Source organism: Mesorhizobium loti CJ3sym, assembly GCF_000472785.1.
GTDB classification, from domain to species: Bacteria; Pseudomonadota; Alphaproteobacteria; order Rhizobiales; family Rhizobiaceae; genus Mesorhizobium; species Mesorhizobium loti_E.
This window is the reverse complement of sequence record NZ_AXAL01000020.1, coordinates 121179-144556: the sequence shown is the minus strand read 5'-3', so window position 1 is coordinate 144556 and position 23378 is coordinate 121179. Positions and strand designations below refer to the sequence as shown.

The following is a 23378-nucleotide window of genomic DNA, read 5'->3' as shown; positions in this document are numbered from 1 at the left end:
GGGAATTCCTTTCCGAGGGCGCGGCTCGAGAGGGGCCACCATTCTGGTTGGAGACGGAAGAGCAGATCGATCAGCCGCTCGGGCATGTCGATAAAGGCATTCACCTATTGCCGGAATTGATCGTAGCGCTGCAGAAAAGCTGTTTCGTCAAAGGTACCGTTCGATCGTCCGCCGAACGCAGGCATAAAGAAATTCGGCGTGCGGGGTTGCATCGAAGTATCGGTAGAAATCCCCGGTGTCATTCAGCACGTTGAATTGCGGCGTCGGTTCCCATTCGACCAATGGCAGAAGGCGCTTCGAATTGCTCTCCAGCACGCGCCTGTACTCGTCGATCTGGTCCAGGATCGCGGCCGATACGGGACACCACTCCCGGCGATTGAAGCGGTGCATGGCAAGGACGTGGTGGATCAGGTAGCGGTGAATGCGGCCGTTTCCATCCTCGAACGGATGGATGTAGACAAAGCCGAAGGCGAAGATTGCGGCGGCGACGACTGCATCAAGGTTTTGCGCTGGGCCTTGATCGAACGCAATTCCAGAAACAACTTTCTGAAGGCGTCGCAAGCCAAGACATTGTCGGCGCTGATCGTCGCCCCAACTGATCCAAGCATCGGTTCCTGCTTGGGCCCAGCGCCCTAGGCGACGCCATGGTCGGCGAGCGCTCTGGCTGACCTTAATCCATTACCCAAGAATCACAGGGTCCATTGCGCTGATCGAGACGGCTTTCTAGCCCTATCCATGCCATGGATGCGTTCCATCCAAACAACCAAGTTTACGGACCTGTCATGATGATGCATAGCGAAATACCGGCAGGCACCGATCGATCACTCCACTTCCTTGATCATTAGATGAGCGCGCCAAAAGATTCCATTAGAAGGAGAACTGTGGATGCCCCTGTGCCAGTGGATGCCCTGCTGTTCGGCGGAACTCTGAGGGGTCCTTACGCCACACCGTGTTGTAGAGACCGCATACCTGAACAGCAGGTGCCTGAGAACGATGGCGCTTGCAGTAGAAAGTACTAGCCCGTTGCAACATTACCCCACCCTGCCTGTCCACTAGCAAAGCGAAATCATGAAATTCGGGTCAAGCGGCGTTCGAGGTTTGGCTTCGGAATTGGTCGGCAAGGCCAGCGGACTTTATACCGAAGCTTTCGCTTGGCGTTTGATTTCCAGCCGGGTTCAGCCGAATAGTTCAGTCTTCATAGGCCGCGACCTACGTGACAGCAGTCAGGCGATAGCCAACAATTGCATGGCGGCGTTGGCCGCAAATGGTTTCCAGCCGATCGATTGCGGCACCATACCCACGCCTGCCCTGGCACTATATGCATGCAAACACGGCGCGGCGGCTCTTATGGTCACCGGGTCGCACATTCCAGCCGATCGCAATGGCATCAAATTTTATGGCCCGAATGGTGAAATCAGCAAGGCGGATGAGGCCGCGATTACGCGCTTTGTAGCCGAAAGATCAATTGCGTATTGCTTACCAACGGCTTGTTTGGGAACGACGTGGCCTATGCACCGTGAAGAAGCGATCGCCTCTTATCGAGAGCGCGCCCATGACATGCTGGAGCCGGGCTCACTTTCCGGCATGAGACTTGGTGTCTATCAGCACAGTTCGGTCGCGGCGGAACTGTTGGTACAGGTTCTTCGATCGCTCGGTGCCAGCGTGGTCGCCGTCGGGAAAACCGGGACCTTCGTACCTGTCGATACCGAAGCCGTGGACGCAGCAACAATCGCAAAATTGAAGAAGTGGGTCCGCGAATTCGGTCTCGATGCCATCGTGTCGACCGATGCGGACGCTGATCGGCCACTCATCGCTGATGAAAATGGCGATCTTCTTCGCGGCGACCTGGTTGGGCTTGCAACGGCTCTTTTCCTGAAGGCAGACACGATCGTGACGCCAGTGACCTCCAATTCGGGAATTTCGAAGGCCTTTGGTTTCGCGGTCCAGAGGACGAAAGTCGGGTCTCCATTTGTCATTGAAGCAATGGAAGCATTACACGGCGCCGGCGGCGTCATCGTCGGCTTTGAGGCCAATGGTGGTGTTCTGCTGGGCTCGGATTGTGTGGTGAATGGGAAGACATTGACTGCACTGCCGACGCGGGACTCATTCCTCCCGATTTTGGCCGTGCTCAGTACCATGGCGTCGACAAAAAAGAAGCTGTCGCGACTGCGCGGGCTTTGGAATCTTCCTGTGTGCGTCAGTGACCGGCTTCAGAACTTCCCCGCGGAAAGTTCGCGCAGATTGATGGATCATCTCGCAAGCCGGAACGCACTGCAGCACTTTCTTGCCTCGTTCGGGACCGTCGCCGAAATTGACAAAACCGATGGCCTCAGGGCGCGGATGCTTTCAGGTGAGATCATACATCTGCGGCCTTCCGGCAATGCCCCGGAACTGCGCTGCTACTCGGAAGCTTCGACCGAGAGCAGGGCCATGGCGATCGTCGCCTCGACGCTGCAAGGGGCACATGCGTTCGCGCTTACAGACGAGATAGAGGACCTTTGATGAAAGTGGTTCCGGTCATCATCAGCGGTGGAGCTGGTTCGCGGCTCTGGCCCGCCTCAAGGCAATCGCACCCCAAACCTTTCCTCAAGGTGGCGGATGGACTTTCGCTCATCCAGCACACCGTGTTGCGCGCCGCTTCGATGCAGCATGTCGTGGAGCTTGTTACCGTGACGTCCACGGGGCACCTCTTCCTTACGAAAGACGTTTTCGACGAGCTGGATTCCGTTGTTTTGCCACGCACCTTTCTGCTTGAGCCTGAGGGTCGGGATACCGCCGCCGCCGTCGCTGCGGCAACCGTCCATGCCAAGGCAACACAGGGTCCCGATGCTGTTCTGTGTGTTTTTCCCGCCGACCATATGATTGGTGATCTGCCCGCATTTCAAACCGCCATGAACCGGGCAATCGAACAGGCGCAGCAGGGGCGTATTGCAACCTTGGGCATAACCCCGGATAGGCCAGACACCGCATTCGGCTACATCGAGGCCGACGGTGAGAAAGTTGTCCGGTTCGTCGAGAAACCGAACGCCGAGACTGCCAAATCTTATGTCGCGTCCAAACGTTTCTTCTGGAACGCCGGCATCTTCTGCTTCAAGGCGCAGGTCATGCTCGACGAAATGGCTGCGCATTGCCCGCAGGTGATCGATGCCGTTCTCGATAGCTATGATAACGCTCGCGTCAGCCACGGCGAACATGTTGCCAGCGTCGAACTCTCATCTGAGCACTTCGCCATGGCGCCGCGTATTTCACTCGACCATGCGGTGATGGAAAAAACCCACAATCTCGCTGTCGTTCCCTGCGAAATGGGGTGGAATGACATTGGATCTTGGAACGCAATGGCCGAACTGGTCGCCGCTGACGGGAGCGGCAACAGGATTCGCGGCGATGTCCATGTGGTCGACACCGTGGGCAGTTACATAAGCTCGGACAAACGCGTCATCGGCACCGTCGGCATCAGCGACCTGGTGATCGTGGATTCCCCCGATGCATTGCTTGTTGCATCCCGCGATCGCGTCCAGGACGTCAAGAAACTCTTCGAGGGCCTCAAGGCTGCGGGACATGAAGCGCACTTGCTTCACAGTACCGTGCACCGGCCCTGGGGCACCTACACGGTTCTGGAGGAAAGCGAGCGCTTCAAAATCAAGCGCATCGAGGTGAAGCCGGGCGGACGCTTGAGCCTGCAGATGCACCATCACCGCTCCGAGCACTGGGTCGTGGTCAGCGGCACTGCGAAAATAGTCAACGGCGACCAGGAGCTACTCCTGACCACCAATCAATCCACCTATATCCCTTGCGGCCACAAACACCGGCTCGAAAACCCCGGCAATATCGGACTGGTGATGATCGAGGTCCAAAGCGGCGAGTATCTCGGCGAAGATGACATCGTGCGGCTTGAGGACGTATACGGTCGAACCTGACAGTTCAACGTCACATGCCCTACGGTGGCTGGCAGACCGAACCTGCGTCGGCATGTGGGCTGTCAGGCGACCGGCGGCTAGGCAAGGCGAGGCAAACCAGAACAGGTTTTATGAGTATGGCTAGTGAGCGATGTCGCAACGACAGGCTGGCCGAATTGTTGAGACGGCAGTTTTCCGGCGAGATTGTCAGACGACACTTGCGCATCCGATGTAACGGCATGCGCTGCTACAGCCGCTCGAGTTGCGGAAGGTATCGGCAATATCAGTCGATCAGGTGCGCGATAAGGTTCGTTGCCATGTACGGCAGGCGCGACATGAGCGGCCTGGCACTCTGACGGGGTAGGCCAGCATGCGCCGGGCCTGACTGGCGGGGCTCGGAAGAGAAACGCGGCACCGGCTGACGAAGATAATACGCTCCTGCGCGCCGGTGACGGACCGGGGCCATTAGGCGTAGGCGCATCGCTATCGCCATGCCACGTGGACAATCCTATTCGGGCTGGGCAGATGGACGGTAATTCCAGCTTTCGACGGCGTTGACTTCGTCGATGCAGACCGGCCCCGATGCACCGCAGTCCTCGCATTTCATCACAACGCGCGCCTCGTCCGTCTCATATGGCCTAACCTCGCAGCTTGTGCAGAACGGGCAAGGGATCGCTTTCATCGTGACGAACCTTCCTGATGGCCTCGGGTGGTTTCGCCGAAATCTTTCGTCTAAGCGCTCGACTTCGCAAGCGCTGATCGTTGTGCCGTAGTTCGGCGCCACCATCGGGTAGGAATATTTTGTCCACATGCCCTCGTACGATCAACCGGCTAGCCGGTTCTCTCTATCCACAGATCTGGCCTCTCGTGCGGGCCAAGATTACATCCGTGTCGCCCAGCATGAGGCCGATCTTCCGCAGAGCGAATCGATTCCGTAGAAATAAGAATTCTGCCACCGCCCCGCCGCCGTAAGGGTATTGATATACCCTTGGGATTTTGATCCGACCTGGCAGGCGGCGGGTAATCTTCAGAGGCCGACGTCAGGCAGCGTTCGGGATACCCCAGATTTCATCGAAGATACTCTCAGCCAAGCCAAGCGCCCGAGCGATCCGATCGCGATAGCCCTTGTCGAAACAATGGCCAGATTCGATCAGCCCGACCTCCTCGACTGTCAGACCGCTGGTCACGGCAACGTCCTCGGTCGAATAGCCAAGATGTTCCCGACATGCCTGAATTACGGGTTTTCCGTTTGAGATTGCGGTAAGCACTGCCTCGGGCAGCGCGAAAGGCGTTGCGGTCATTTTGCCTCCAAATGCAGAGAACGGCCATTCGATAACTCGAAACAAGCGGCGGCCGATGTTGAAATAGGATGCCGAAACAGCCCGAGCCGGCGGCATCCAAAAATGCGATCACTCTCGAACGTGTGAGAGGCGCTACGCTAATATGGCGGCCGCCGCCGTTTAGATCAAGAACCTTGGCTCGCTTTACGAGGATTGCTCCAGTGGCCACAATTCGACGACACAGTGCAGCGCCGTCATCACGCTCACATCGATGATTGCGCGGCCGCTTTAACGCGCCGTCGGCTTGCGGCGCGATTGAGGAGCCGCGATCTGGCGGTCGGGCACTAGGCGCACCAGCTCGCGGACCAGCGTCAAAGTATCTGCGGGGACTGTCTAGCGATGCTTGCCGGCGGCGTTCATCTTGAGCTTTAATACCGTGTGGTCCCCTCCCGCCCATGCAGGAGGCCGGGTGCCCATCGGACAAGACGCTGAGGGACCAACATCTCTCTGTTTCAGCCCGACTGCTGGCTGTCAGATCCGCGACACCGGAGTAGAGCTGCGCTTTGCTGCGAATTCCCTCAACCTATTGAATGATGACCAGAAAATCCCCCGGAGGTTCCTTCTGCTCAGTTGGCACGACTTTTGATGCTTCTCGAGAGGCGACAGGAGATACCGACTGGCGTTCATCGTGGGTGATATCGCGCAATGCAACGAAGGAAGACAATATGTCAGGTCCGCGTCAGAATCGGTTTTATGCAAAGAGGATTGCCGCCTTTAGCGCAAGGCGTTCACGAACCGCATATCAACAATGGCTTCCGTGCAAAACGCAGGGAGATCACTTGTGAAAATCCTATTCACTACGGTGGCTGTCGCGTTGCCGGCCATCGCTTTTGCTGCGCAAACGATCCCCGTATACCTCAGAGAAACAGCACGGGCCACCTTCAAGCCTCTACCATCCATCACGCCGACAGTCGCCAACAACCCGATCACACCGGAGAAGATAGCCCTGGGCAAGGCAATGTTCTTCGATCCACGCGTCTCGGCGTCAGGCGTCTTGTCGTGCAATTCGTGCCACAACTTGGCCACCGGGGGCGACGACAATCATGAAAGCTCGATCGGCCATGGTTGGCAGAAGGGACCGCGCAACGCGCCGACGGTACTGAACGCTGTCTTCAACATAGCGCAGTTCTGGGATGGTCGTGCTGAAGACCTGAAGGTTCAGGCCAAGGCACCGATCCAAGCCGCTGTCGAAATGGCCAACACACCAGGTCAACTCATCGCCACGCTCAAGTCGATGCCGCAATATGTCGAGTGGTTCAATTCAGCTTTCCCGGGCGAAGCCGATCGCGTCACCTTCGAAAACGTCGCCAAGGCAATCGAAGCCTTTGAGGCGACACTGGTCACACCGGCGCCCTTCGATGCCTTCCTCAACGGCGATGACGCCGCTATGACTTCCGAACAGAAACAGGGCCTGACGCTTTTCATGGACAAAGGCTGCTCGTCCTGCCACGGCGGTATCAACGTGGGTGGGGAGGGCTATTCCCCATTCGGCCTCGTTGAAAAGCCCAACACCGATGTCCTGCCGGAAAACGACAAAGGCCGATTTGCCGTGACCCATGAAGCCGACGATTCCTATGTTTTCCGCGTGGCGCCGTTGCGCAACGTAGCACTCACCGCGCCATACTTTCATTCGGGCAAGGTTTGGGATCTGAAACAGGCCGTCGCCATTATGGGGACCACCCAGCTCGGCCAAGAATTGACGGAAAAAGAAGTCGACCTGCTCGTTGCCTTCCTTAATTCGCTGACCGGAAAAGTACCGGAGGTCGCCTATCCCGTCTTACCCGCCGAAACGCCGACAACGCCTCGACCTGTATTGCATATCCTCCCGCAATGATTGGCCGGAGCTGGCTAGTGAAGGTCGCAATCACGAATGATTGCGACCTTCACTGGGACGAGACGATCATGACTTCCGGCGAGGCCTATCCAACTGGAAAGCTATGACGCGCGAGCCGCTGTTCCAGCTCTGCAAACGCATCGATATGAAAACAAAGCTGCGGCCAGCCAGCGACGTGGCCCGAGCATTTGTCGATGCACACCGCAAGTGCCGCTTGCTCTCGGGCTATCTCATCCATATAGCTCGGCGCAACAGAGGAAGCGCCAGTTGTTCAGTCATCGTCAGCCGCGACCTCCTGTGCAATTCGTTCTAACAAGGAAGAAACTATGAGGCGGCAGACCCGACCGTTCACTGTGGAGGTCAAACAAAAGCGCAATTATCAAAAACGGGGCCATTCCATCTGGAGCGATGTCGATCTCTCCGCGGCTATAGCCGACACAACAAGGGAGCTCAAAGATATGGATCTGCCAAATCGTCGGCTGATTGACTCTAATGTCATAGCCCTTGATGCTGAACACGCGCACAAACCGCGAGCGGAGTATCTCATGGCAAATCCCCTAGACGCTGAATCAGTAGAAGCTGCAACCGAACACGCTCCCAAAGGAAGGACGCCTGAAACGAAGAAGAAAACCCCACCTTCGCGGAAGGCCAAGACTGAGCCTGGTCGCAAGAATGGCGCCAATACGGCGTCCCCGGCGGAAGCAACAGCAACAGGAGCGGCCGTGCGGAGCGCCCGGAAGGTCTACTCCGGAAAAGAGCGCGCCCAAATGCTCGCTCAGGTCGAGACGTCGATCAGCGGCGGCACCACTCTCAAGAGCGCCGTAAAGCAGGCGGGTATATCGGAACAGACCTATTATCACTGGAAGAAGGCCGCGGCGCCTAGATCCGATGGTGACGATCTGAAGGACCTGGTCGCGCTCGAGAAAGAAAACAAGCGATTGAAGAGCCTGCTCGCGGAACGCCTGCGCACAGAGAACGCGGAACTGAAGAGGAAGCTAGGGCTGCAATAAGGCTTCAGAAGATGCCGCCATTCGACCCATACGGTAGAACTGTGATCGAAGGCTCGCCGGCTGTCGGATGGACGGAGATTTTGTTCACCAGCACCCTGATCTGTCGCGGCCGAGACAGGAAAAACCACTCCCGGCGGATTGAAGCGGTACATGGCAAGCACGTGTCAATCAGGGATCGGTGAATGCGGCCGAAGGCAAGGATGACAGCATCAAGGTTTTACACTGGGCCTTGATCGAAGGCCACCATTCCATCGATGGCCGCGGCGGATTGTCAGGGCGAAGTCAATGGGACGCCGATGCTGTGGGATTATAGCCCACCCATGCACAGGTACTTCATTTCGAGATAATCCTCGAGGCCGTGGCGCGACCCCTCACGACCGATCCCTGATTGCTTCATTCCGCCAAAGGGTGCGGCCTCGGATGACATGCGTCCCGTATTGATGCCGACCATTCCGTATTCGAGGGTTTCAGCCACGCGCCACACGCGCTTTAGATTGGAAGCGTAGAAGTAGGCTGCAAGACCGTAAATCGTGTCATTCGCCTCGCGCACCACCTGGTCGGGATCGTTGAAGCGGATTATGGGAGCCAGCGGTCCGAAGGTTTCTTCCTGAGCGACCCGCATTGTCCTTTCGACGTCGGTGATCACCGTTGGCTCGAAGAAGGTTCCCGATTCGCCGATACGGTTGCCACCGCAACGGATCTTCCCACCCTGCCGCACAGCATCGCGAATATGATCTTCAATCTTTGCAAGCGCGCACTTATCGATCAGGGGACCGATCGCAACTTCTGGCTCGAAACCGTCACCGACGCGCAATGCACTGACGCGCTTGGTGAATTTGTCGCAGAATTCATTATACACGCTGGACTGTACGTAAAGCCGATTGGCTGAAACGCAGGTCTGGCCTGCATTCCGAAACTTTGCCTGTAGCGCACCATCGACGGCAGCGTCGACGTCTGCATCATCAAAAACAATGAAAGGAGCGTTACCACCAAGTTCGAAGCTAGTTCTTTTGATCTGATCCGAACACTCCCTCATGAGCAGCCGCCCGACCTCGGTCGACCCAGTGAAGCTGATCTTGCGGACCTTCGGGTTCGAGCAAAGTTCACGCCCAACCGCATCGCCTTCCGATGCGTAGATCAAGTTTAGAACGCCATCGGGAAAACCTGCCATCCGGGCAAGCGTGAACATAGCACCCGCGACAAGCGGTGTTTGCTCCGCGGGTTTCAGAACAATCGCGCAGCCGGCGGCAAGCGCAGGCGAAATCTTGCGAGCCACCATCGAGGCGGGAAAATTCCAAGGAGTAATGGCGCCGACAACACCGATCGGCTGTTTGATTACCAGCATACGCCTGTCGTTAGAAGGCGGTGAAATCGTCTCGCCATAGATGCGATTGGCCTCCTCGGCATACCATTGGAGGTAGGCTGCGGCATGGGCGATTTCAGACTTCGCCTCTGCAAGCGGCTTACCCATTTCAGCCGTCAAAATGGCTGCAAGATCCTCGCTGTGGTCGAGGATCAGTTGGTGCCATTCCCATAAGATGTCGGAGCGCTCGCGCGCGGTGAGCGCCGCCCAATGTTCCTGCGCAGCTTCAGCCTTATCGATTGCCTTGGAAACGTCCCGGACATCCATATCTGGAAGCTCAGCCAACAGCTCGCCCGTTGAGGGATTGAACACCGAAAAACGCCTCGTGGATTGCTCCGCCTTCCGACCAGGCACACCGGCCAGATCGTCAAATAGCTCGGGATTTTTGAGACGTCTCGTCAGCGACTGTGTCACGGTCAAACCGTCGTCCCCCTTCATGGTTAAGTTACTAGCTTCGCAACGTACTAATAAGCACACCTTGTGCCAGATGATCGGACGAGATCGTTCCGGCCCTCCGTCATTGCAAGCGCAGCTTCCCGACTGATTAGCCCATAGCAATGACAGCCTCAATCACGAGTCGCGCTAAGGCTTTCGCTCCATAGTAGGCAAGCGCGGATAGAGCTCGTGAAGAGCTGGCATAGGCGGAGTCGATCATCGAAATCGCCGACGTTGGCAACAGCACTGCGGTATCATTCTTTGAGCGGCTTCCACGGCCGCTCATATCAGGCATATCGAAAACCGACCGCCATGGTCGAACGTGCCATCGATGTAGTGGCTTGAGCGCTGCTAAGTCTTGATAGTCGCGCACAAAGCCATGTTTGTTCAGTTCGCCACCCGAAAGCTCCACTGCGACGATGTAGTGTGGCCGTGTAGGCGCGCGCACTACAATATCACGCGAGCCCAAACCTTTTCCGACCGGCTCCGTCCCAAAAAAAGGGGGCGGCGTCGCTGCCGCCCTCTCGGTATTTGAAAGCTGATAGAGGCTAGATTAGAAGTCCATGCCGCCCATGCCGCCCATGCCGCCGCCGCCCATGCCGCCAGGCATGCCGCCGCCGCCAGCAGACTCCTTCTTCGGAGCCTCCGCGATCATGGCTTCGGTGGTGACGAGCAGGCCGGCGACCGAGGCCGCGTCCTGGAGAGCCGTGCGCACGACCTTGACCGGATCGACGATGCCCATGGCGATCATGTCGCCATATTCGCCGGTCTGGGCGTTGTAGCCGAAGGTCGCGCCCTTGTTCTCAAGGATCTTGCCGGCAACGATCGAGGCTTCCGCACCGGCGTTGGCCGCGATCTGGCGGGCCGGAGCCTGCAGCGCGCGACGCACGATGTTGATGCCGGCGGCCTGGTCGGAGTTTGCGCCGACAGCGTTGATGCTCAGCGAAGCGCGCAGCAGGGCAACGCCGCCGCCGGGAACGATGCCTTCTTCCACGGCCGCGCGTGTCGCGTTGAGGGCGTCATCGACGCGGTCCTTCTTTTCCTTGACTTCGACTTCCGTCGCACCGCCGACGCGGATCACCGCAACGCCGCCCGCCAGCTTCGCGAGACGTTCCTGCAGCTTCTCCTTGTCGTAGTCCGACGTGGTCTCTTCGATCTGCTGCTTGATCTGGGCAACGCGGCCCTGGATCTCTTCCTTCTTGCCGGCGCCGTCGACGATGGTGGTGTTCTCCTTGGAGATCGACACCTTCTTGGCGCGGCCGAGCATGTTGAGGCCGACGTTCTCGAGCTTGATGCCGAGGTCTTCGGAGATGACCTGGCCACCGGTGAGGATGGCGATGTCTTCCAGCATGGCCTTGCGGCGATCACCGAAGCCCGGCGCCTTGACGGCGGCGATCTTCAGGCCNCCACGCAGCTTGTTGACNACCAGCGTGGCCAGAGCCTCGCCTTCNACGTCTTCCGAGATGATGAGCAGCGGCTTNGAGGTCTGCACGACNGCTTCGAGAACCGGCAGCATGGNCTGNAGGTTGGAGAGCTTCTTCTCGTGNAGNAGGATGTAGACGTCCTCGAGATCGGCAACCATCTTGTCGGCGTTGGTGACGAAGTAGGGCGAGAGATAGCCGCGGTCGAACTGCATGCCTTCGACGACTTCGAGTTCCGTCTCGGCAGTCTTGGCTTCCTCGACCGTGATGACGCCTTCATTGCCGACCTTCTGCATCGCTTCCGCGATCATCTTGCCGACCGACTCGTCGCCATTGNCNGNNATNGTGCCGACCTGGGCAACNTCNTCNGAGGTCTTGATCTTCTTGGCNNNCTTGNNNAGNGNCGCGACGACNTCGGTNACGGCNAGATCGATGCCGCGCTTNAGGTCCATCGGGTTCATGCCGGCGGCAACCGCCTTGTGGCCTTCCTGGACGATCGACTGCGCCAGAACGGTCGCGGTCGTGGTGCCGTCGCCGGCGATGTCGTTGGTCTTTGAAGCGACTTCGCGGACCATCTGTGCGCCCATGTTTTCGAACTTGTCTTCAAGCTCGATTTCCTTGGCGACGGTGACGCCGTCCTTGGTGATGCGCGGGGCGCCGAACGACTTGTCGATGACGACGTTGCGGCCCTTGGGGCCGAGCGTGACCTTCACCGCGTCGGCGAGGATGTTGACACCGCGCAGCATGCGCTCGCGGGCATCACGGGAGAATTTTACGTCTTTGGCAGCCATTTTTAACTCCTGGCAAGGGCTTGGATTGAGCCCGGGAATTCAGTTGACGGAAAGGCCTGATATCAGCCGATGATGCCCATGATGTCGGATTCCTTCATGATCAGAAGGTCTTCGCCATTGAGCTTGACTTCGGTGCCCGACCACTTGCCGAACAGGATGCGGTCGCCGGCCTTGACGTCCAGCGGGACGAGCTTGCCGGCTTCGTCACGAGCGCCGGAGCCGACAGCAATGATCTCGCCTTCCTGCGGCTTTTCCTTTGCCGTATCCGGGATGATGATCCCGCCGGCGGTCTTGGATTCGGATTCGACCCGGCGAACGACCACGCGGTCATGAAGCGGGCGGAACTTCGACTTTGCCATTTTTTCTTCCTCGATGAGAACGGTGAGAAAAGCGTCCGGCGACGCCGGATAACTTACAAAGCTCGGCTATGCCGGCCTGCGGTTAGCACTCACCAAGGGCGAGCGCTAACAATGCGACGAGATAAGCCCCAGGCGGGGGCTAGTCAAGACAAGAGGGTGGGCGATCACGATTTTCCGGACGATGCAGCCCTGAAAGAGTCGAGCCAATCGATGGTGTTCGGAGGCTCGACCCACAGGATGAATCCACCCTGCGGATCGGTAACCATTGTGCCTTCCGCGATCTGCCAGCGCGCTTCGTCGCACCGTAGAGAGCGAGGTGAGGGGCTGAGCATTTGGTAGCGCCGAGACGTGCCGAGCTTTTGCGTGGAGTGGCCATGCGGGATGTCTCCTTTAGCATCATCTCCCGCACCAGAGGCTTGCCCGTTCATGGGACTGTATTTCTATCCACAGGGTGGATGCATCTCATCGAAACAAACGATTTTATCAATCTTCCGGAATCTCGCGTTTGACGTCAGCACCTCACACGCCCTGATCGCCCGCTCCCCTCACCAGAGCGGCAGATTTTTTGCAGAGGTACTCGGACTGAATACGCGTTCCCATTCACGTTAGTTGTGGATAACAAGGCTGAATTAACATGCAGAATCTGCGCATCTAAATCGATTTGAGCACTCACGGACGTTGCGGACCAGAATCGCCGTCACCCTGAAATCGACAAGGCATCGGCTATCCCAAAATCGGGGCTTGACGTTACGTAAGGTCCTATGTTTTCCGATGTGCGGGAACGACTTCCAGTCTCAGCCCAAGGGCAACGAAAATGAGGGCAGCAATGGTGGCTGGCGAACCTAATGACGTGCGGGTCAAGCGTTGTAGTGGGGGATGGGTTGTTCATATTGTCGAGGACGGCAAACTGACAGTTCTTCGGTTCAAGACACAGTTTCCCGCCGAAAATTACGCCGATGGCCAACGAGCCAGGCTCGGTCTTGCTGCCAAGCCACCGATCGACGAACCTGATATGTAACGCGATCAGGCGTCGGATGGCTGGCGAGCCTTGGCGCCGGCGAGAAACACTTTGCCGAAGGCCCACCTCAATGCTGCTTGCGGCCGTTCGGCTAGCCATATTCGCGATGATGGTTGGCACCGCTGCCGATGCGGAAGACGGTGGCCTGCTTGATCGACACGGCGGCAAAGATCATGAAAAGCCAGGTCGTCAAGGACCCAGCCGCGGCGCTTGAGAAAGCAGAGAGAATTTGCAAGCCGCCACCGCAAGTAACCTGAGACAAGGGTCAGACATGCAAACCGCTGTTCGCGGATCAGCAGCTGCGAGACATTGCGCCATCCCACGAAGGCCCACGGTGCCCAAGGCGCAGTGGGCATCGGCCTTTTTCAGCAACTTCGTCGAGTCTTAGACCAGACGCTCTTCAGTGCCGAGGCTCGCACATCTGCGGAGCGCGGCTCACGCCCCGGAAACCAAGGCTGGAATTGCCAAAGCTTCATTCGCCTCATCAAGGATCGAGAAACTGTAACGGCCGTCTGTGTCAAGATCGACGGAGTAGCTCAGGCGGTCGAGTATGTAGTTATCCTGGTCGAACGTGACGATGCGCGGCTTCAGCGAGGTGATATGCGCTTCGTCCAGGTAGATGGAGTTGCAGACGATAATTGGGTCGTCGGGCTGACAGGTGCGAGCCGCCGCTCCGTTGAGGATGCAGCACCGTGAACCGCGCTCGCCGAGGATGACATAGGTCGAAATCCGCGCACCGGAATTCTTGTTCCATATCTCCACGAATTCCATCGGCAGGATCCCGGCTGCCTCGCAGTGGTCGGGGTCGAGCGTTATCGAACCATGGTAGTTGAGGTTCGCTTCGGTGACGTGGATGCCGTGCAGCTTGCCGGCGACTAGTTTTCGCATTGGTCGTTGTCCCTGTATTCATCGTTCAAGGTCAGTCTTGGCAGTTCGGTTCGCGCGGCTAAATTCCAACGACGATCGCACCGCCGCTAAGACCCGCACCCGCGGCCGCCAGAAGAACCTTCTCCCCTGGCCGGAACGGCGCCGCCCGATGGGCGAGCGACAGCGAGAGCGGGATCGTCGCGGCGGAAGAGTTGCCATACTCGGCGATCGTCTTGACGATCGCTTCATCGGCGATGCCGAGGTTTCGCCCGACCGCATCGAAAATGCGGGCATTGGCCTGGTGCGGCACAAACCGATCGATGTCCTGTGGTCGCACTCCGGCAACGGCAAGCGCGCTTGTAGAGCAATCGGTCATCATCTCAACAGCTTTGGCGAACACTTCGCGTCCGTCGGTCATCGTCATCCGAGTTTGCCCGAGATCCAGATCGTCATGGAATGGGATGCTGCTTCCGCCGGCCGGGATCTGGATCAGCCCGTAGCGCGAGCCGTCCGAATCCACCGAAGCGCCGAGAATACCTAGATCAGGGTCCTCGCACGCACCAATCACCAGGGCGCCGGCGGCATCGGCGAAAAGGACCGAACTTGCGCGCTCGGCCGGATTGATGCGGCGGCTGAGGATGTTGGCGGCAATGACAAGGCTCGCCTTCCCATGCAGACGAGTGAAGCCGTCGGCAAACATCAGCGCATAGATGAAGCCGGCGCAAGCGCCGGTCAGATCGACGGCGCCGGCGCGGCCAAGGCCGAGTTTGTGCGCGACCAGGGGTGCGCTGGGCGGCAGAAGGTGGTCGGGTGTCGAGGTGGCAAGCAACAAAAGACCGATGTCGCTGCGGTCGATGCCGGCGTTCGCCAAAGCCATGTCGCCAGCCTGCGTGGCAAGACCAGACAGCGTGTCTTGGTCCGTTGCCCAGAAGCGCGAACGTATCCCGGTGCGCCGCTCGATCCAGCCGGGTTCTAGCCCGAGACGGTTTTCGATTTCCGGGTTCTCGACCTTGCGCGACGGCGCATGATGACCAAACCCGAGGACGCGCGACGATCGGCTCATGGCTTTGTGCCGAAGCGTTCGCCGGCCTCCTCGATGGCGTCATGGAGCCCGTCCAATTCCTCGCCGGTGATGCAATAGGGCGGCAGAAGATAGAGGACATTGCCGAGCGGGCGCACTAGCAGGCCGCGCTCGAGGAAGAAGGCGCGGAGCTTCGGTCCGATCTCGGCCAGATAGCCGGCTGAGCCGGTGCGCAGATCGAGTGCCGCGATCGTGCCGGTCGCCCGGCAGTCGGTGAAATATGGATTGTCCCGGAAGCGTTGCAGCCCGGCGGCCTGCTTCGCGCTCAAGGTCGCGATCCGTTCGGCCACCGGCTCGTCGCGCCAGATCTCGACATTGGCAAGTGCTGCCGCGCAGGCAATCGGATTGGCGGTGTAGGAACTCGAGTGGAAGAACGTCTTCGTGCGGTCCTCGGAATAATGGGCCTGGAAGATGGCATCGGTGGCAAGTGTGGCGGCCAGCGGGATGGCACCGCCGGTCAAGCCCTTCGAGGTGCACAGGATATCAAGAGATATGGACGCCTGCTCGCAGGCGAACATGGTCCCGGTGCGCCCCCAGCCGGTCATCACCTCGTCGGCGATCAGCAGAGTTCCGGAGGTTTCTGCGATCTTCTTCAATTCGGTGAGAACCGAGGCCGGATACATCAGCATGCCGCCGGCGCCAAGCACGAGCGGCTCGACGATCAGCGCGGCCGCGCGCCGGTCACGGCTGACGGCCTCGAAACGATCCAGCGTTTCCTGCTCGCGCCCGGAGGCCGGGAAGGGGATTGTGTCGACCTCGAACAGCAAGGGCTCGTAGGCGGCGTTGAACACGCCTCGGGCGCCGACGCTCATCGTGCCGATGGTGTCGCCATGATAGCTGTGCTCCATGACGACGATGCGCGAGCGCGGCGCGCCGATGTTGCGGAAATAGCCGAGCGCCATCTTCAGCGCGACTTCGACTGAGGTCGAGCCGCTGTCGGAATAAAACACCCAGTCGAGACCGGTGGGAGCGAGCCCGACAAGCGCCCTGGCCAAGCGTTCGGCTGGCTCGTGGGTGAAGCCCGCGAAGATGATCTGGTCGAGGCTCGACGCGGTCGTCTCGATGGCCCTGATGATGCGGGGATGGCGGTGGCCATGCGTGACGACCCACCAGGACGAAATGGCGTCCAGGATACGTGTGCCGTCAGCCTTGTAGAGATAGGCGCCTTCCGTCCTGACGATTTCAGGGATAGCCGGCTCGAGCGCGTGCTGGGTGAACGGATGCCAGACTTGAGACTGCGACATCACTCGCCTCCTGCGATCGCTGCGAGGTCGAAGCCGGCAACCATCGCTTCCCTCAGCGTCTCACTCGTCAGCGGATCGAGCAGCGGCAGCCTGCCAAGCTGGCGTATGCCGCTGAATTCCACGATTGTCCTTTGCGTATCGGCCACTTCATCGCCGATGAAGGCGATGCCGACGAGCGGGATCGAGCGAGCCCGCAGGGCCTCGATCGACAACAAGGTGTGATTGATGGTGCCGAGCTTGGTACGGGCGCACAGGATGACCGGCACCCGCCACTGAGCGAATATGTCGATGAACTTGGTCCGCCGGTTGAGCGGCACCATCAGTCCCCCGGCACCTTCGATGACGATCGGACCCGGCAAGTCCGGAAGCGAGAGCCTTGCCACGTCTATCGCGACGCCATCGAGTTCGGCCGAACGATGCGGCGACAGCGGCTCCTTCAGGCGATACACTTCCGGCAGCACGCGCCCCGGCGGAAGGCCGGCAAGCCGCGCAACAACCTCGCTGTCGGTCTCGCCGTCGAGGCCCGACTGCACCGGCTTCCAGTAGAAGCCGTTGAGGAAGCCGGCCAATCCCGCCGAAAACACCGTCTTGCCGATTCCGGTATCTGTTCCGGTGATGACGATGCGCTTGGTCATGTCGAGGCCAGCACCTCGACGAGCGCCTCGACCATGGCGGAAATGTCGGCTTCGTCGACGTTGAGCGTCAGCGAAATGCGCAGTCGCGATGTGCCCTCGGGTACGGTCGGCGGACGAATGCCGCGTATGTCGAAACCGCGCGTCTGCAGCGCCGCCGCCACCGCCATGGTGCGCCTGTTGTCGCCGATGACAAAGGGCTGGATCTGCGAGCCGCTGGGCTTCACGCCGCAGCGCTCGGCCAATTGGCGGCCCGCGAAGGCTACGCGCTCCTGAAGCTGGACACGGCGTTGGGGCTCGTCGGATAGCATGGCCAGCGCTTCGCGCACTGCCACCGCCATCAGAGGCGACGGCGCGGTGGCGTAGATGAATGGCCGGCAGCGGTTGACGAGATAGTCGCATAGCGTTCCCGGCCCGGTGACGAGTGCGCCGGACGCGCCGAGCGCCTTGCCGCATGTGTGAAGTGCGACAATGTTGTCGCGGCCCTCGAAAGCGGCGGCCAGCCCGCGGCCGTCCGGTCCCCAGATGCCGGTGGCATGCGCCTCGTCGACGACGAGGAATGCCTCGTGCCGATCGGCAAGCGCGATAAGGCGCGCCATCGGGGCGCGGTCGCCATCCATGCTGTAGAGGCTTTCGACCGCGATCCAGATGCGGGCCATGCCGCCTTCGGCGCGCCAGCGGGTGATCGCATCCTCGACAGCATCGATGTCGTTATGCGCGGCGAGCTTGAACTCGGCGCGGCCAGCGCGGGCCCCCTCATGCATGCTGGCATGAGCAAGCTCGTCGAGGATCAAGAGGTCGCCCTTTTGCGGCAGCGTCGTCAGCAGAGCGAAGTTGGCGATATAGCCGCTGCCGAAGAACAGCGCGCGTTCGGCGCCGAAGAACGCCGCGGCGTCTGCCTCCAGGGCCTCGTGCTCCGGTGAGTTGCCCCTTAACAACCGCGACCCGGTGGCGCCGACCGGCGTGCCTCGCGCAATTGCTGCCGCAACCGCATCGCCAAGTCGTTTGGAGGCAGCTAGACCGAGATAGTCGTTCGAGGAAAAGTCGAGCCCGGCACGTGGCGACAGCGTCCGCAGCCGGTCCTTGCGCGCCAGTCCGCGCAAGGACGCGTCATACCGGGCAAGAAGTGCCTCGTTCATTGCGTCTCGAGGTCCATCGGCTCGATGCCGAGACGCTGGAACAGCAGAGTATCCTTGTCTTCGCCGGGATTGTCCGCCGTCAGCAGTGTGTCGCCGACGAAGATCGAGTTGGCGCCGGCAAAAAAGCACAGCGCCTGCATCTCATCGGTCATGGCGGTGCGGCCGGCGGAGAGTCGGACATGCGATTTCGGCATCATGATGCGCGCCAGCGCGATGACGCGCACGAATTCGATCGGCTCGATGGGTTTAGCCTCGGCAAGCGGGGTGCCCTCGATCGGGATGAGCATGTTGATCGGCACGCTTTCCGGGTGCTCCGGCAGGTTGGCCAGCGTCACCAGCATGTCGATCCGGTCCACCGGCTCTTCGCCCATGCCGACAATGCCGCCGCAACAGACCTTAATGCCGCTGTCGCGGACATTGGCGAGCGTATCCAGCCGGTCGGCAAACGTGCGCGTCGAGATGATCTCTGAGTAATAGCGCTCGGAGGTGTCGATGTTGTGGTTGTAGTAGTCGAGACCGGCCTCTTTCAGACGAGCGGCCTGCTCAAGATCGAGCATGCCGAGCGTCATGCAGGTCTCCATACCGAGTGCCTTGACACCCTCGACCATCGCCACCACCGCGTCCATGTCGCGCGCCTTCGGGTTTCGCCAGGCAGCGCCCATGCAATAGCGGGTGGCGCCGGCGTCACGGGCCTTGGTCGCCTCGGCGATGACGTGCCGGACCTCCATCAGCTTTGACGCCTTCAACCCGCTTTCGTGATGTGCCGATTGGCTGCAATAGCCGCAATCCTCCGGGCATCCGCCTGTTTTGATGCTGAGAAGCCGGCTGAGCTGGACCTTGTTGGGATCGAAATTGTGCCGGTGAAGGGTCTGCGCCTGAAACAAAAGGTCGTTGAAAGGCAGGTCGTAGACCGCCTGGGCTTCCGCTCGCGTCCAGGGGGGAAGCGCCCAACCGATTGGATCCGAGGTCAGGTCTGGGCTGAGTTCGTTCATAACGGTCTTGTTCTCCTAATCTTCCGTCCTTGACCTGGAGCGTTGCAGTGGATGTTGAAGACAAGGCGCATGCCAGCGGGAAGTCTTCTATCGAAACGCGAGCGGTGGCGCGCTTGAAGCGGATTCTCCAACTGCTGCCCGCAGGCTCAACTCACGTCATCCGTGGGGATTTCGGTTTCCGTTGTTTTACTTTGAGCGCAGGAATGCTCCTTTCTGATCGCGTCGCAGGATTCGGTGAAGGCGACGTCCAGCAGATAACCCAGAAGTTCCAGGCCGTGAGAGGCCGCCAACTGGCGCATCTCGTCGAGTCGGCAGATGATGACGCCAAGGGCTGCGACGCGGCTTTCTGTGCCTTGCTGGTCCGTCGTTCCCGCCTCCGTTGTTGAAGCGTGGCGCTTGTCGCCGAGCAGGCTTGCGTCGGCTGTTGGTGGAACCGGGGACGTGCCGATGCAGGTTAGCCTGCGACCAAAGGAGTTCCTGCGATCCCGGCTCATGTCCTCTCCATCAGTTCAGATGCCTGTTGCAATTTCGGTCGGCCGGCATGTCGAGACCGATGTCTAGAATGGGCGCGCTGTGGGTAAGCCAGCCGACCGATATGAGGTCGACGCCGGTCGCCGCAATTGCCGCGGCACTCGCCCGCGTCACCCGGCCTGAAGCCTCGGTGATCGCACGGCCCCCGACCATAGCCACAGCCTGCGCAAGGTCCTCGACCGACATGTTGTCGAGGAGCACGGCGTCGACGCCCGCTGTAAGCGCGATCTCCAACTGGTCCAGCCTGTCCACCTCGACCTCGATCTTGACCATGTGACCTATGGCGCTGCGCGCGCGCTCGATTGCAGTGCGAATGTCGCCGGCAATGGCGATGTGGTTGTCCTTGATGAGCACGGCGTCGTCGAGCGCGAACCGGTGATTGGCACCGCCGCCCGCTCGTACCGCATATTTTTCCAGGACGCGCAGGCCCGGCGTCGTCTTTCGCGTGCACACGATTTTTGCGTGATGGCCCCTCACCGCGTTTACGAGCGTAGCCGTTGCCGTCGCGATGCCGCTGAGTTTGCATAAGAAATTGAGCGCCGTCCGCTCCGCCGTCAGCAGGCTGCGCGCCGGCCCGTTTACGATCGCGATGGTCTGGCCGGCCGAAACCTTGCCGCCCTCAGGACAACGCAGCTGGATGCTGATCCCGGGATCGACCAGCAGGAAGGCAAACATGACCAAGTCGAGCCCGGCAACAACGCCTCCCTGCCGGGCATTCAACGCCAGCGTCGCTTTGCAATCGGCGGGAATGATCGCATCGCTCGTGATGTCGCCGGCTCTGCCCAGGTCTTCAAGTAGGGCACAACGCACGATGGGCTCCATGATGATCTGGGGAAGTGGTGCAAGTGAAGTCATGTCAAAGGCTCCGTTCGGATGCTTGCCATCTGAGCGTGACGGCATTCTCAAAAGCTGTGCAGAGCGTCAGTCGTGAGGGGAGGGCGGCGGCATCGCGGCCAGGGAAATCGGATCGATAGTGGGAGCCGCGGCTCTCCTCGCGCCGAAGCGCGGCGATCGCCATCAACAATGCCACCAGGGCCGGATCGGCCGCGGCCGTCTCGCAAACAGATATCGGCAGCAGTGTCGCGACCGTGTCGCGCAGTGATTTCCCATTCCGAACAATGCCAAGCGCATTGGACACAATCGGGCGAATAGGTGAAGGGTCGGGCCGAATGGGAACAGTTGCGGGAAGCCTAGGCCACTGCCAACCCGCAGCGGTAGCCGCGACGCTTTCAGCCACCCAGGCGGCGGTTGCAACCGCTTCGGTCAGCGAGTTGCTGGCAAGCCGGTTGGCGCCATGCAGTCCCGTGCATGCGACTTCGCCACAGGCCCACAGGCCGCTAACGGAAGTTCGCCCATCGGCGTCAACGGCCACGCCGCCCATGTGATAGTGAGCAGCGGGCCGCACGGGAATGGGTTCCACCGCCGGATCGATGCCGGCATGCTTGCAAATAGCGTCGATTGCCGGAAAGCGTCTTGCGAATTTCTGCCCGAGACAATGTCGGGCATCGAGATAGACGCCATGCCCGGCTGCGAGCTGATCCGAGATCGCGCGCGCGACCACATCGCGCGATGCGAGTTCTGCCCCGGGCGTATCTGCCAGGAAGCGATGGCCGTGCTCATCGATCAGCACCGCGCCTTCGCCACGCACTGCTTCGCTGACAAGCGGCATTGGCCGGCGCGCAATGTCGAGGGCCGTTGGGTGGAATTGCACGAATTCGAGATCGGCTAGTTCCGCGCCCGCGCAGGCGGCCAGCGCCAGGCCATGCCCGAATGTGGAGAGCGGATTGGTTGTGTCGCAAAACAGGCCGCCCATCCCACCGGTGGCCAGCACCACGCGGCGTGTGGGCAATGCGAACACGCCGCCGTGCAGGGCAGCCACCACCCCTACAATGCTCCCTTCCGCGACAACCAAGCGAAGCGCTGTCATGCCTTCCATGATCGTGATCGAACGGGTTCGCCGCGCCACGCCGAGTAGCGCCCGAAACAACTCGCGGCCGGTTGCGTCGCCGGCGGCGTGCACGATGCGGCGACGCGAATGCGCCGCTTCCAGGCCCAGCTGCAGCCTCCCGTCCAGCGACCGGTCGAAAGGAGCACCAAGACGAATAAGGTTCTCGACGGCTTGAGGTGCGGCCTCTACCACCCGCCTGGCCATTTGTTCGTCGCAAAGCCCATCGCCGGCAGCAAGCGTATCGGCGAGGTGCAGGTCGGGGCTGTCGTCCTCCCCAAGACTCGCTGCGAGGCCGCCCTGCGCGAGGGTGCTCGAGGCCTCCGTCCCGAGTGGGCTTCTGGAGAGCAGAACGACTGGTTGCGGCGCCAGGTGAAGCGCCGTCATGAGCCCGGCGATACCGGCCCCGATGATGACCGGCGCTCCGCCAATGTGATGAATGTCCGCCGTCATACAAAGAGCATGCGTTCCACAGCCCAGCGGGCCCGTTCAGCGACATGAGGATCGATCGTGACGACGTGGCGGTTCTCCTCGATCGCGGTGCGGATGTTACGAAGTGTGATGCGCTTCATATGTGGGCACAGATTGCAGGGACGCACGAAATCCACGTCCGGATGCTCGACCGCGACATTGTCGCTCATTGAACATTCCGTCATCAGCGCCACACGCGCCGGCTTGTGCCAAGCGACATAGTCGGACATCGCCGCCGTCGAGCCGGCGAAATCGGCTTCCGCGACCACTTCAGGCGGACATTCGGGATGGGCAAGTACACTGATGCCGGGATGGGCCTCACGCAACTCGCGGATGTCGGCCGCCGAGAAACGCTCATGCACTTCGCAGCGCCCCTTCCAGGCAATGATCTCGACCTTGGTCTGCGCCGCGATGTTCTTCGCCAGATATTCATCGGGCAGCATGATCACACGCGGCGCGCCGAGCGACTTTACGACTGCAAGCGCGTTGCCTGAGGTACAGCAAATGTCTGACTCGGCTTTCACCGCGGCGGAGGTGTTGACGTAGGTGACGACCGGAACGGACGGATAGCGCTGCCGCATCATGCGCACGTCTTCGGCCGTGATCGAGTCCGCCAGCGAGCAGCCGGCGCCGAGATCCGGGATGAGCACGGTCTTGTCCGGATTGAGCAGCTTGACGGTCTCGGCCATAAAATGCACGCCCGCGAGCACGATGACGTCCGCATCGACCGTCATGGCCTTGCGGGCCAGCGCCAGGCTGTCGCCAACGATGTCAGCCACGCAGTGAAAAATCTCCGGCGTCTGGTAGTTATGCGCCAGGATGACGGCATTGCGCTGTCGCTTCAGTTTCAGGATTGCATCGATATCCTCGACGAAGACCGGCCACTCGATCGGTGGGATAACGCGCCGAACGCGGTCGTACAGTGAGGCGCTCGAAGGCAGGACGGCGCTCATCGAGCCTCCAGTTATAGTCTACCTGATTATAAGGCGTATATAATCGTTGTGACTAT

Annotated in this window: 19 protein-coding genes; 4 read left to right on the top strand and 15 right to left on the bottom strand. The window is 60.1% G+C overall.

What is annotated here, in order from left to right:
* Nucleotides 1-147: 147 nt before the first annotated feature.
* Nucleotides 148-561: a Fic family protein gene (locus A3A9_RS42980; protein ID WP_224713127.1), complete on the bottom strand. Its 414-nt coding sequence runs from the start codon at nt 559-561 to the stop codon at nt 148-150.
* Between the two features lie 507 nt (nt 562-1068).
* Here A3A9_RS42980 and A3A9_RS0125630 point away from each other — a divergent pair.
* Entirely contained in the window at nt 1069-2502 is a 1434-nt protein-coding gene (locus tag A3A9_RS0125630; RefSeq protein ID WP_027033142.1) for a phosphomannomutase, read from the top strand.
* Entirely contained in the window at nt 2502-3917 is a 1416-nt protein-coding gene (locus A3A9_RS0125625; RefSeq protein ID WP_006334012.1) for a mannose-1-phosphate guanylyltransferase/mannose-6-phosphate isomerase, read from the top strand. The genes A3A9_RS0125630 and A3A9_RS0125625 overlap by 1 nt, the downstream gene beginning before the upstream one ends.
* A 1019-nt stretch (nt 3918-4936) precedes the next feature.
* Here A3A9_RS0125625 and A3A9_RS39475 read toward each other — a convergent pair.
* On the bottom strand, nt 4937-5197 hold the full coding sequence (locus A3A9_RS39475) for an XRE family transcriptional regulator (protein WP_027033144.1): 261 nt from the start codon (nt 5195-5197) through the stop codon (nt 4937-4939).
* Nucleotides 5198-5984: 787 nt separating this feature from the next.
* Here A3A9_RS39475 and A3A9_RS0125610 point away from each other — a divergent pair.
* Both A3A9_RS0125610 and A3A9_RS0125595 read left to right on the top strand, forming a co-directional pair.
* The gene (locus A3A9_RS0125610; protein WP_032925888.1) at nt 5985-7070 is read left to right on the top strand and encodes a cytochrome-c peroxidase; all 1086 of its coding nucleotides are present in this window, start codon (nt 5985-5987) and stop codon (nt 7068-7070) included.
* A 326-nt stretch (nt 7071-7396) separates the two neighbouring features.
* A complete protein-coding gene (locus A3A9_RS0125595) occupies nt 7397-8080 on the top strand; it encodes a transposase (RefSeq protein WP_080680386.1) in 684 nt (227 codons plus the stop codon).
* Nucleotides 8081-8387: 307 nt separating this feature from the next.
* Here A3A9_RS0125595 and A3A9_RS0125590 read toward each other — a convergent pair whose 3' ends face one another.
* The 13 genes from A3A9_RS0125590 to nadA form a co-directional block, all read right to left on the bottom strand.
* The gene (locus A3A9_RS0125590) at nt 8388-9881 is read right to left on the bottom strand and encodes an NAD-dependent succinate-semialdehyde dehydrogenase (protein WP_051371157.1); all 1494 of its coding nucleotides are present in this window, start codon (nt 9879-9881) and stop codon (nt 8388-8390) included.
* Between the two features lie 550 nt (nt 9882-10431).
* On the bottom strand, nt 10432-12090 hold the full coding sequence (gene groL / locus A3A9_RS0125585; protein WP_027061209.1) for a chaperonin GroEL: 1659 nt from the start codon (nt 12088-12090) through the stop codon (nt 10432-10434).
* Between the two features lie 62 nt (nt 12091-12152).
* Nucleotides 12153-12449 (bottom strand): co-chaperone GroES, encoded by a 297-nt coding sequence (groES, locus tag A3A9_RS0125580; RefSeq protein WP_006203049.1) that lies wholly within the window; start codon nt 12447-12449, stop codon nt 12153-12155.
* 1453 nt (nt 12450-13902) lie between these two features.
* On the bottom strand, nt 13903-14355 hold the full coding sequence (panD, locus tag A3A9_RS0125565; RefSeq protein ID WP_006333949.1) for an aspartate 1-decarboxylase: 453 nt from the start codon (nt 14353-14355) through the stop codon (nt 13903-13905).
* A 58-nt stretch (nt 14356-14413) separates the two neighbouring features.
* The gene (locus A3A9_RS0125560; RefSeq protein WP_027033150.1) at nt 14414-15397 is read right to left on the bottom strand and encodes a beta-ketoacyl-ACP synthase III; all 984 of its coding nucleotides are present in this window, start codon (nt 15395-15397) and stop codon (nt 14414-14416) included.
* Nucleotides 15394-16659, bottom strand: coding sequence for an adenosylmethionine--8-amino-7-oxononanoate transaminase (locus A3A9_RS0125555; protein ID WP_027033151.1), 1266 nt, complete (start codon nt 16657-16659; stop codon nt 15394-15396). Before A3A9_RS0125555 ends, A3A9_RS0125560 begins: the two co-directional genes overlap by 4 nt.
* Nucleotides 16659-17294 carry a dethiobiotin synthase gene (bioD, locus tag A3A9_RS0125550; RefSeq protein ID WP_027033152.1) on the bottom strand — a complete coding sequence of 212 codons (636 nt, stop codon included), beginning with the start codon at nt 17292-17294 and terminating at the stop codon, nt 16659-16661. Before bioD ends, A3A9_RS0125555 begins: the two co-directional genes overlap by 1 nt.
* Nucleotides 17291-18430 carry an 8-amino-7-oxononanoate synthase gene (locus A3A9_RS0125545; protein ID WP_027033153.1) on the bottom strand — a complete coding sequence of 380 codons (1140 nt, stop codon included), beginning with the start codon at nt 18428-18430 and terminating at the stop codon, nt 17291-17293. Before A3A9_RS0125545 ends, bioD begins: the two co-directional genes overlap by 4 nt.
* On the bottom strand, nt 18427-19422 hold the full coding sequence (gene bioB, locus A3A9_RS0125540; RefSeq protein ID WP_027033154.1) for a biotin synthase BioB: 996 nt from the start codon (nt 19420-19422) through the stop codon (nt 18427-18429). Before bioB ends, A3A9_RS0125545 begins: the two co-directional genes overlap by 4 nt.
* A gap of 146 nt (nt 19423-19568) precedes the next feature.
* Nucleotides 19569-19916 carry a hypothetical protein gene (locus tag A3A9_RS0125535; protein ID WP_027033155.1) on the bottom strand — a complete coding sequence of 116 codons (348 nt, stop codon included), beginning with the start codon at nt 19914-19916 and terminating at the stop codon, nt 19569-19571.
* A 10-nt stretch (nt 19917-19926) separates the two neighbouring features.
* Nucleotides 19927-20808 (bottom strand): carboxylating nicotinate-nucleotide diphosphorylase, encoded by an 882-nt coding sequence (nadC, locus tag A3A9_RS0125530; protein WP_027033156.1) that lies wholly within the window; start codon nt 20806-20808, stop codon nt 19927-19929.
* A gap of 1 nt (nt 20809) precedes the next feature.
* Entirely contained in the window at nt 20810-22351 is a 1542-nt protein-coding gene (locus A3A9_RS0125525; RefSeq protein ID WP_027033157.1) for an L-aspartate oxidase, read from the bottom strand.
* On the bottom strand, nt 22348-23322 hold the full coding sequence (nadA, locus tag A3A9_RS0125520) for a quinolinate synthase NadA (protein ID WP_027033158.1): 975 nt from the start codon (nt 23320-23322) through the stop codon (nt 22348-22350). Before nadA ends, A3A9_RS0125525 begins: the two co-directional genes overlap by 4 nt.
* Between the last annotated feature and the right edge of the window lie 56 nt (nt 23323-23378).

What these genes read in the sequence shown, in the direction of transcription:
- A3A9_RS39475 (WP_027033144.1), bottom strand. Translation starts at nt 5,197, where the DNA reads ATGACCGCAACGCCTTTCGCGCTGCCCGAGGCAGTGCTTACCGCAATC.
- bioD (WP_027033152.1), bottom strand. Translation starts at nt 17,294, where the DNA reads ATGACCAAGCGCATCGTCATCACCGGAACAGATACCGGAATCGGCAAG.
- A3A9_RS0125555 (WP_027033151.1), bottom strand. Translation starts at nt 16,659, where the DNA reads ATGTCGCAGTCTCAAGTCTGGCATCCGTTCACCCAGCACGCGCTCGAG.
- A3A9_RS0125610 (WP_032925888.1), top strand. Translation starts at nt 5,985, where the DNA reads ATGGCTTCCGTGCAAAACGCAGGGAGATCACTTGTGAAAATCCTATTC.
- A3A9_RS0125590 (WP_051371157.1), bottom strand. Translation starts at nt 9,881, where the DNA reads ATGAAGGGGGACGACGGTTTGACCGTGACACAGTCGCTGACGAGACGT.
- bioB (WP_027033154.1), bottom strand. Translation starts at nt 19,422, where the DNA reads ATGAACGAACTCAGCCCAGACCTGACCTCGGATCCAATCGGTTGGGCG.
- A3A9_RS0125630 (WP_027033142.1), top strand. Translation starts at nt 1,069, where the DNA reads ATGAAATTCGGGTCAAGCGGCGTTCGAGGTTTGGCTTCGGAATTGGTC.
- A3A9_RS0125595 (WP_080680386.1), top strand. Translation starts at nt 7,397, where the DNA reads ATGAGGCGGCAGACCCGACCGTTCACTGTGGAGGTCAAACAAAAGCGC.
- A3A9_RS0125525 (WP_027033157.1), bottom strand. Translation starts at nt 22,351, where the DNA reads ATGACGGCGGACATTCATCACATTGGCGGAGCGCCGGTCATCATCGGG.
- A3A9_RS0125625 (WP_006334012.1), top strand. Translation starts at nt 2,502, where the DNA reads ATGAAAGTGGTTCCGGTCATCATCAGCGGTGGAGCTGGTTCGCGGCTC.
- A3A9_RS0125560 (WP_027033150.1), bottom strand. Translation starts at nt 15,397, where the DNA reads ATGAGCCGATCGTCGCGCGTCCTCGGGTTTGGTCATCATGCGCCGTCG.
- nadC (WP_027033156.1), bottom strand. Translation starts at nt 20,808, where the DNA reads ATGACTTCACTTGCACCACTTCCCCAGATCATCATGGAGCCCATCGTG.
- A3A9_RS0125535 (WP_027033155.1), bottom strand. Translation starts at nt 19,916, where the DNA reads ATGAGCCGGGATCGCAGGAACTCCTTTGGTCGCAGGCTAACCTGCATC.
- nadA (WP_027033158.1), bottom strand. Translation starts at nt 23,322, where the DNA reads ATGAGCGCCGTCCTGCCTTCGAGCGCCTCACTGTACGACCGCGTTCGG.
- panD (WP_006333949.1), bottom strand. Translation starts at nt 14,355, where the DNA reads ATGCGAAAACTAGTCGCCGGCAAGCTGCACGGCATCCACGTCACCGAA.
- A3A9_RS0125545 (WP_027033153.1), bottom strand. Translation starts at nt 18,430, where the DNA reads ATGAACGAGGCACTTCTTGCCCGGTATGACGCGTCCTTGCGCGGACTG.
- groES (WP_006203049.1), bottom strand. Translation starts at nt 12,449, where the DNA reads ATGGCAAAGTCGAAGTTCCGCCCGCTTCATGACCGCGTGGTCGTTCGC.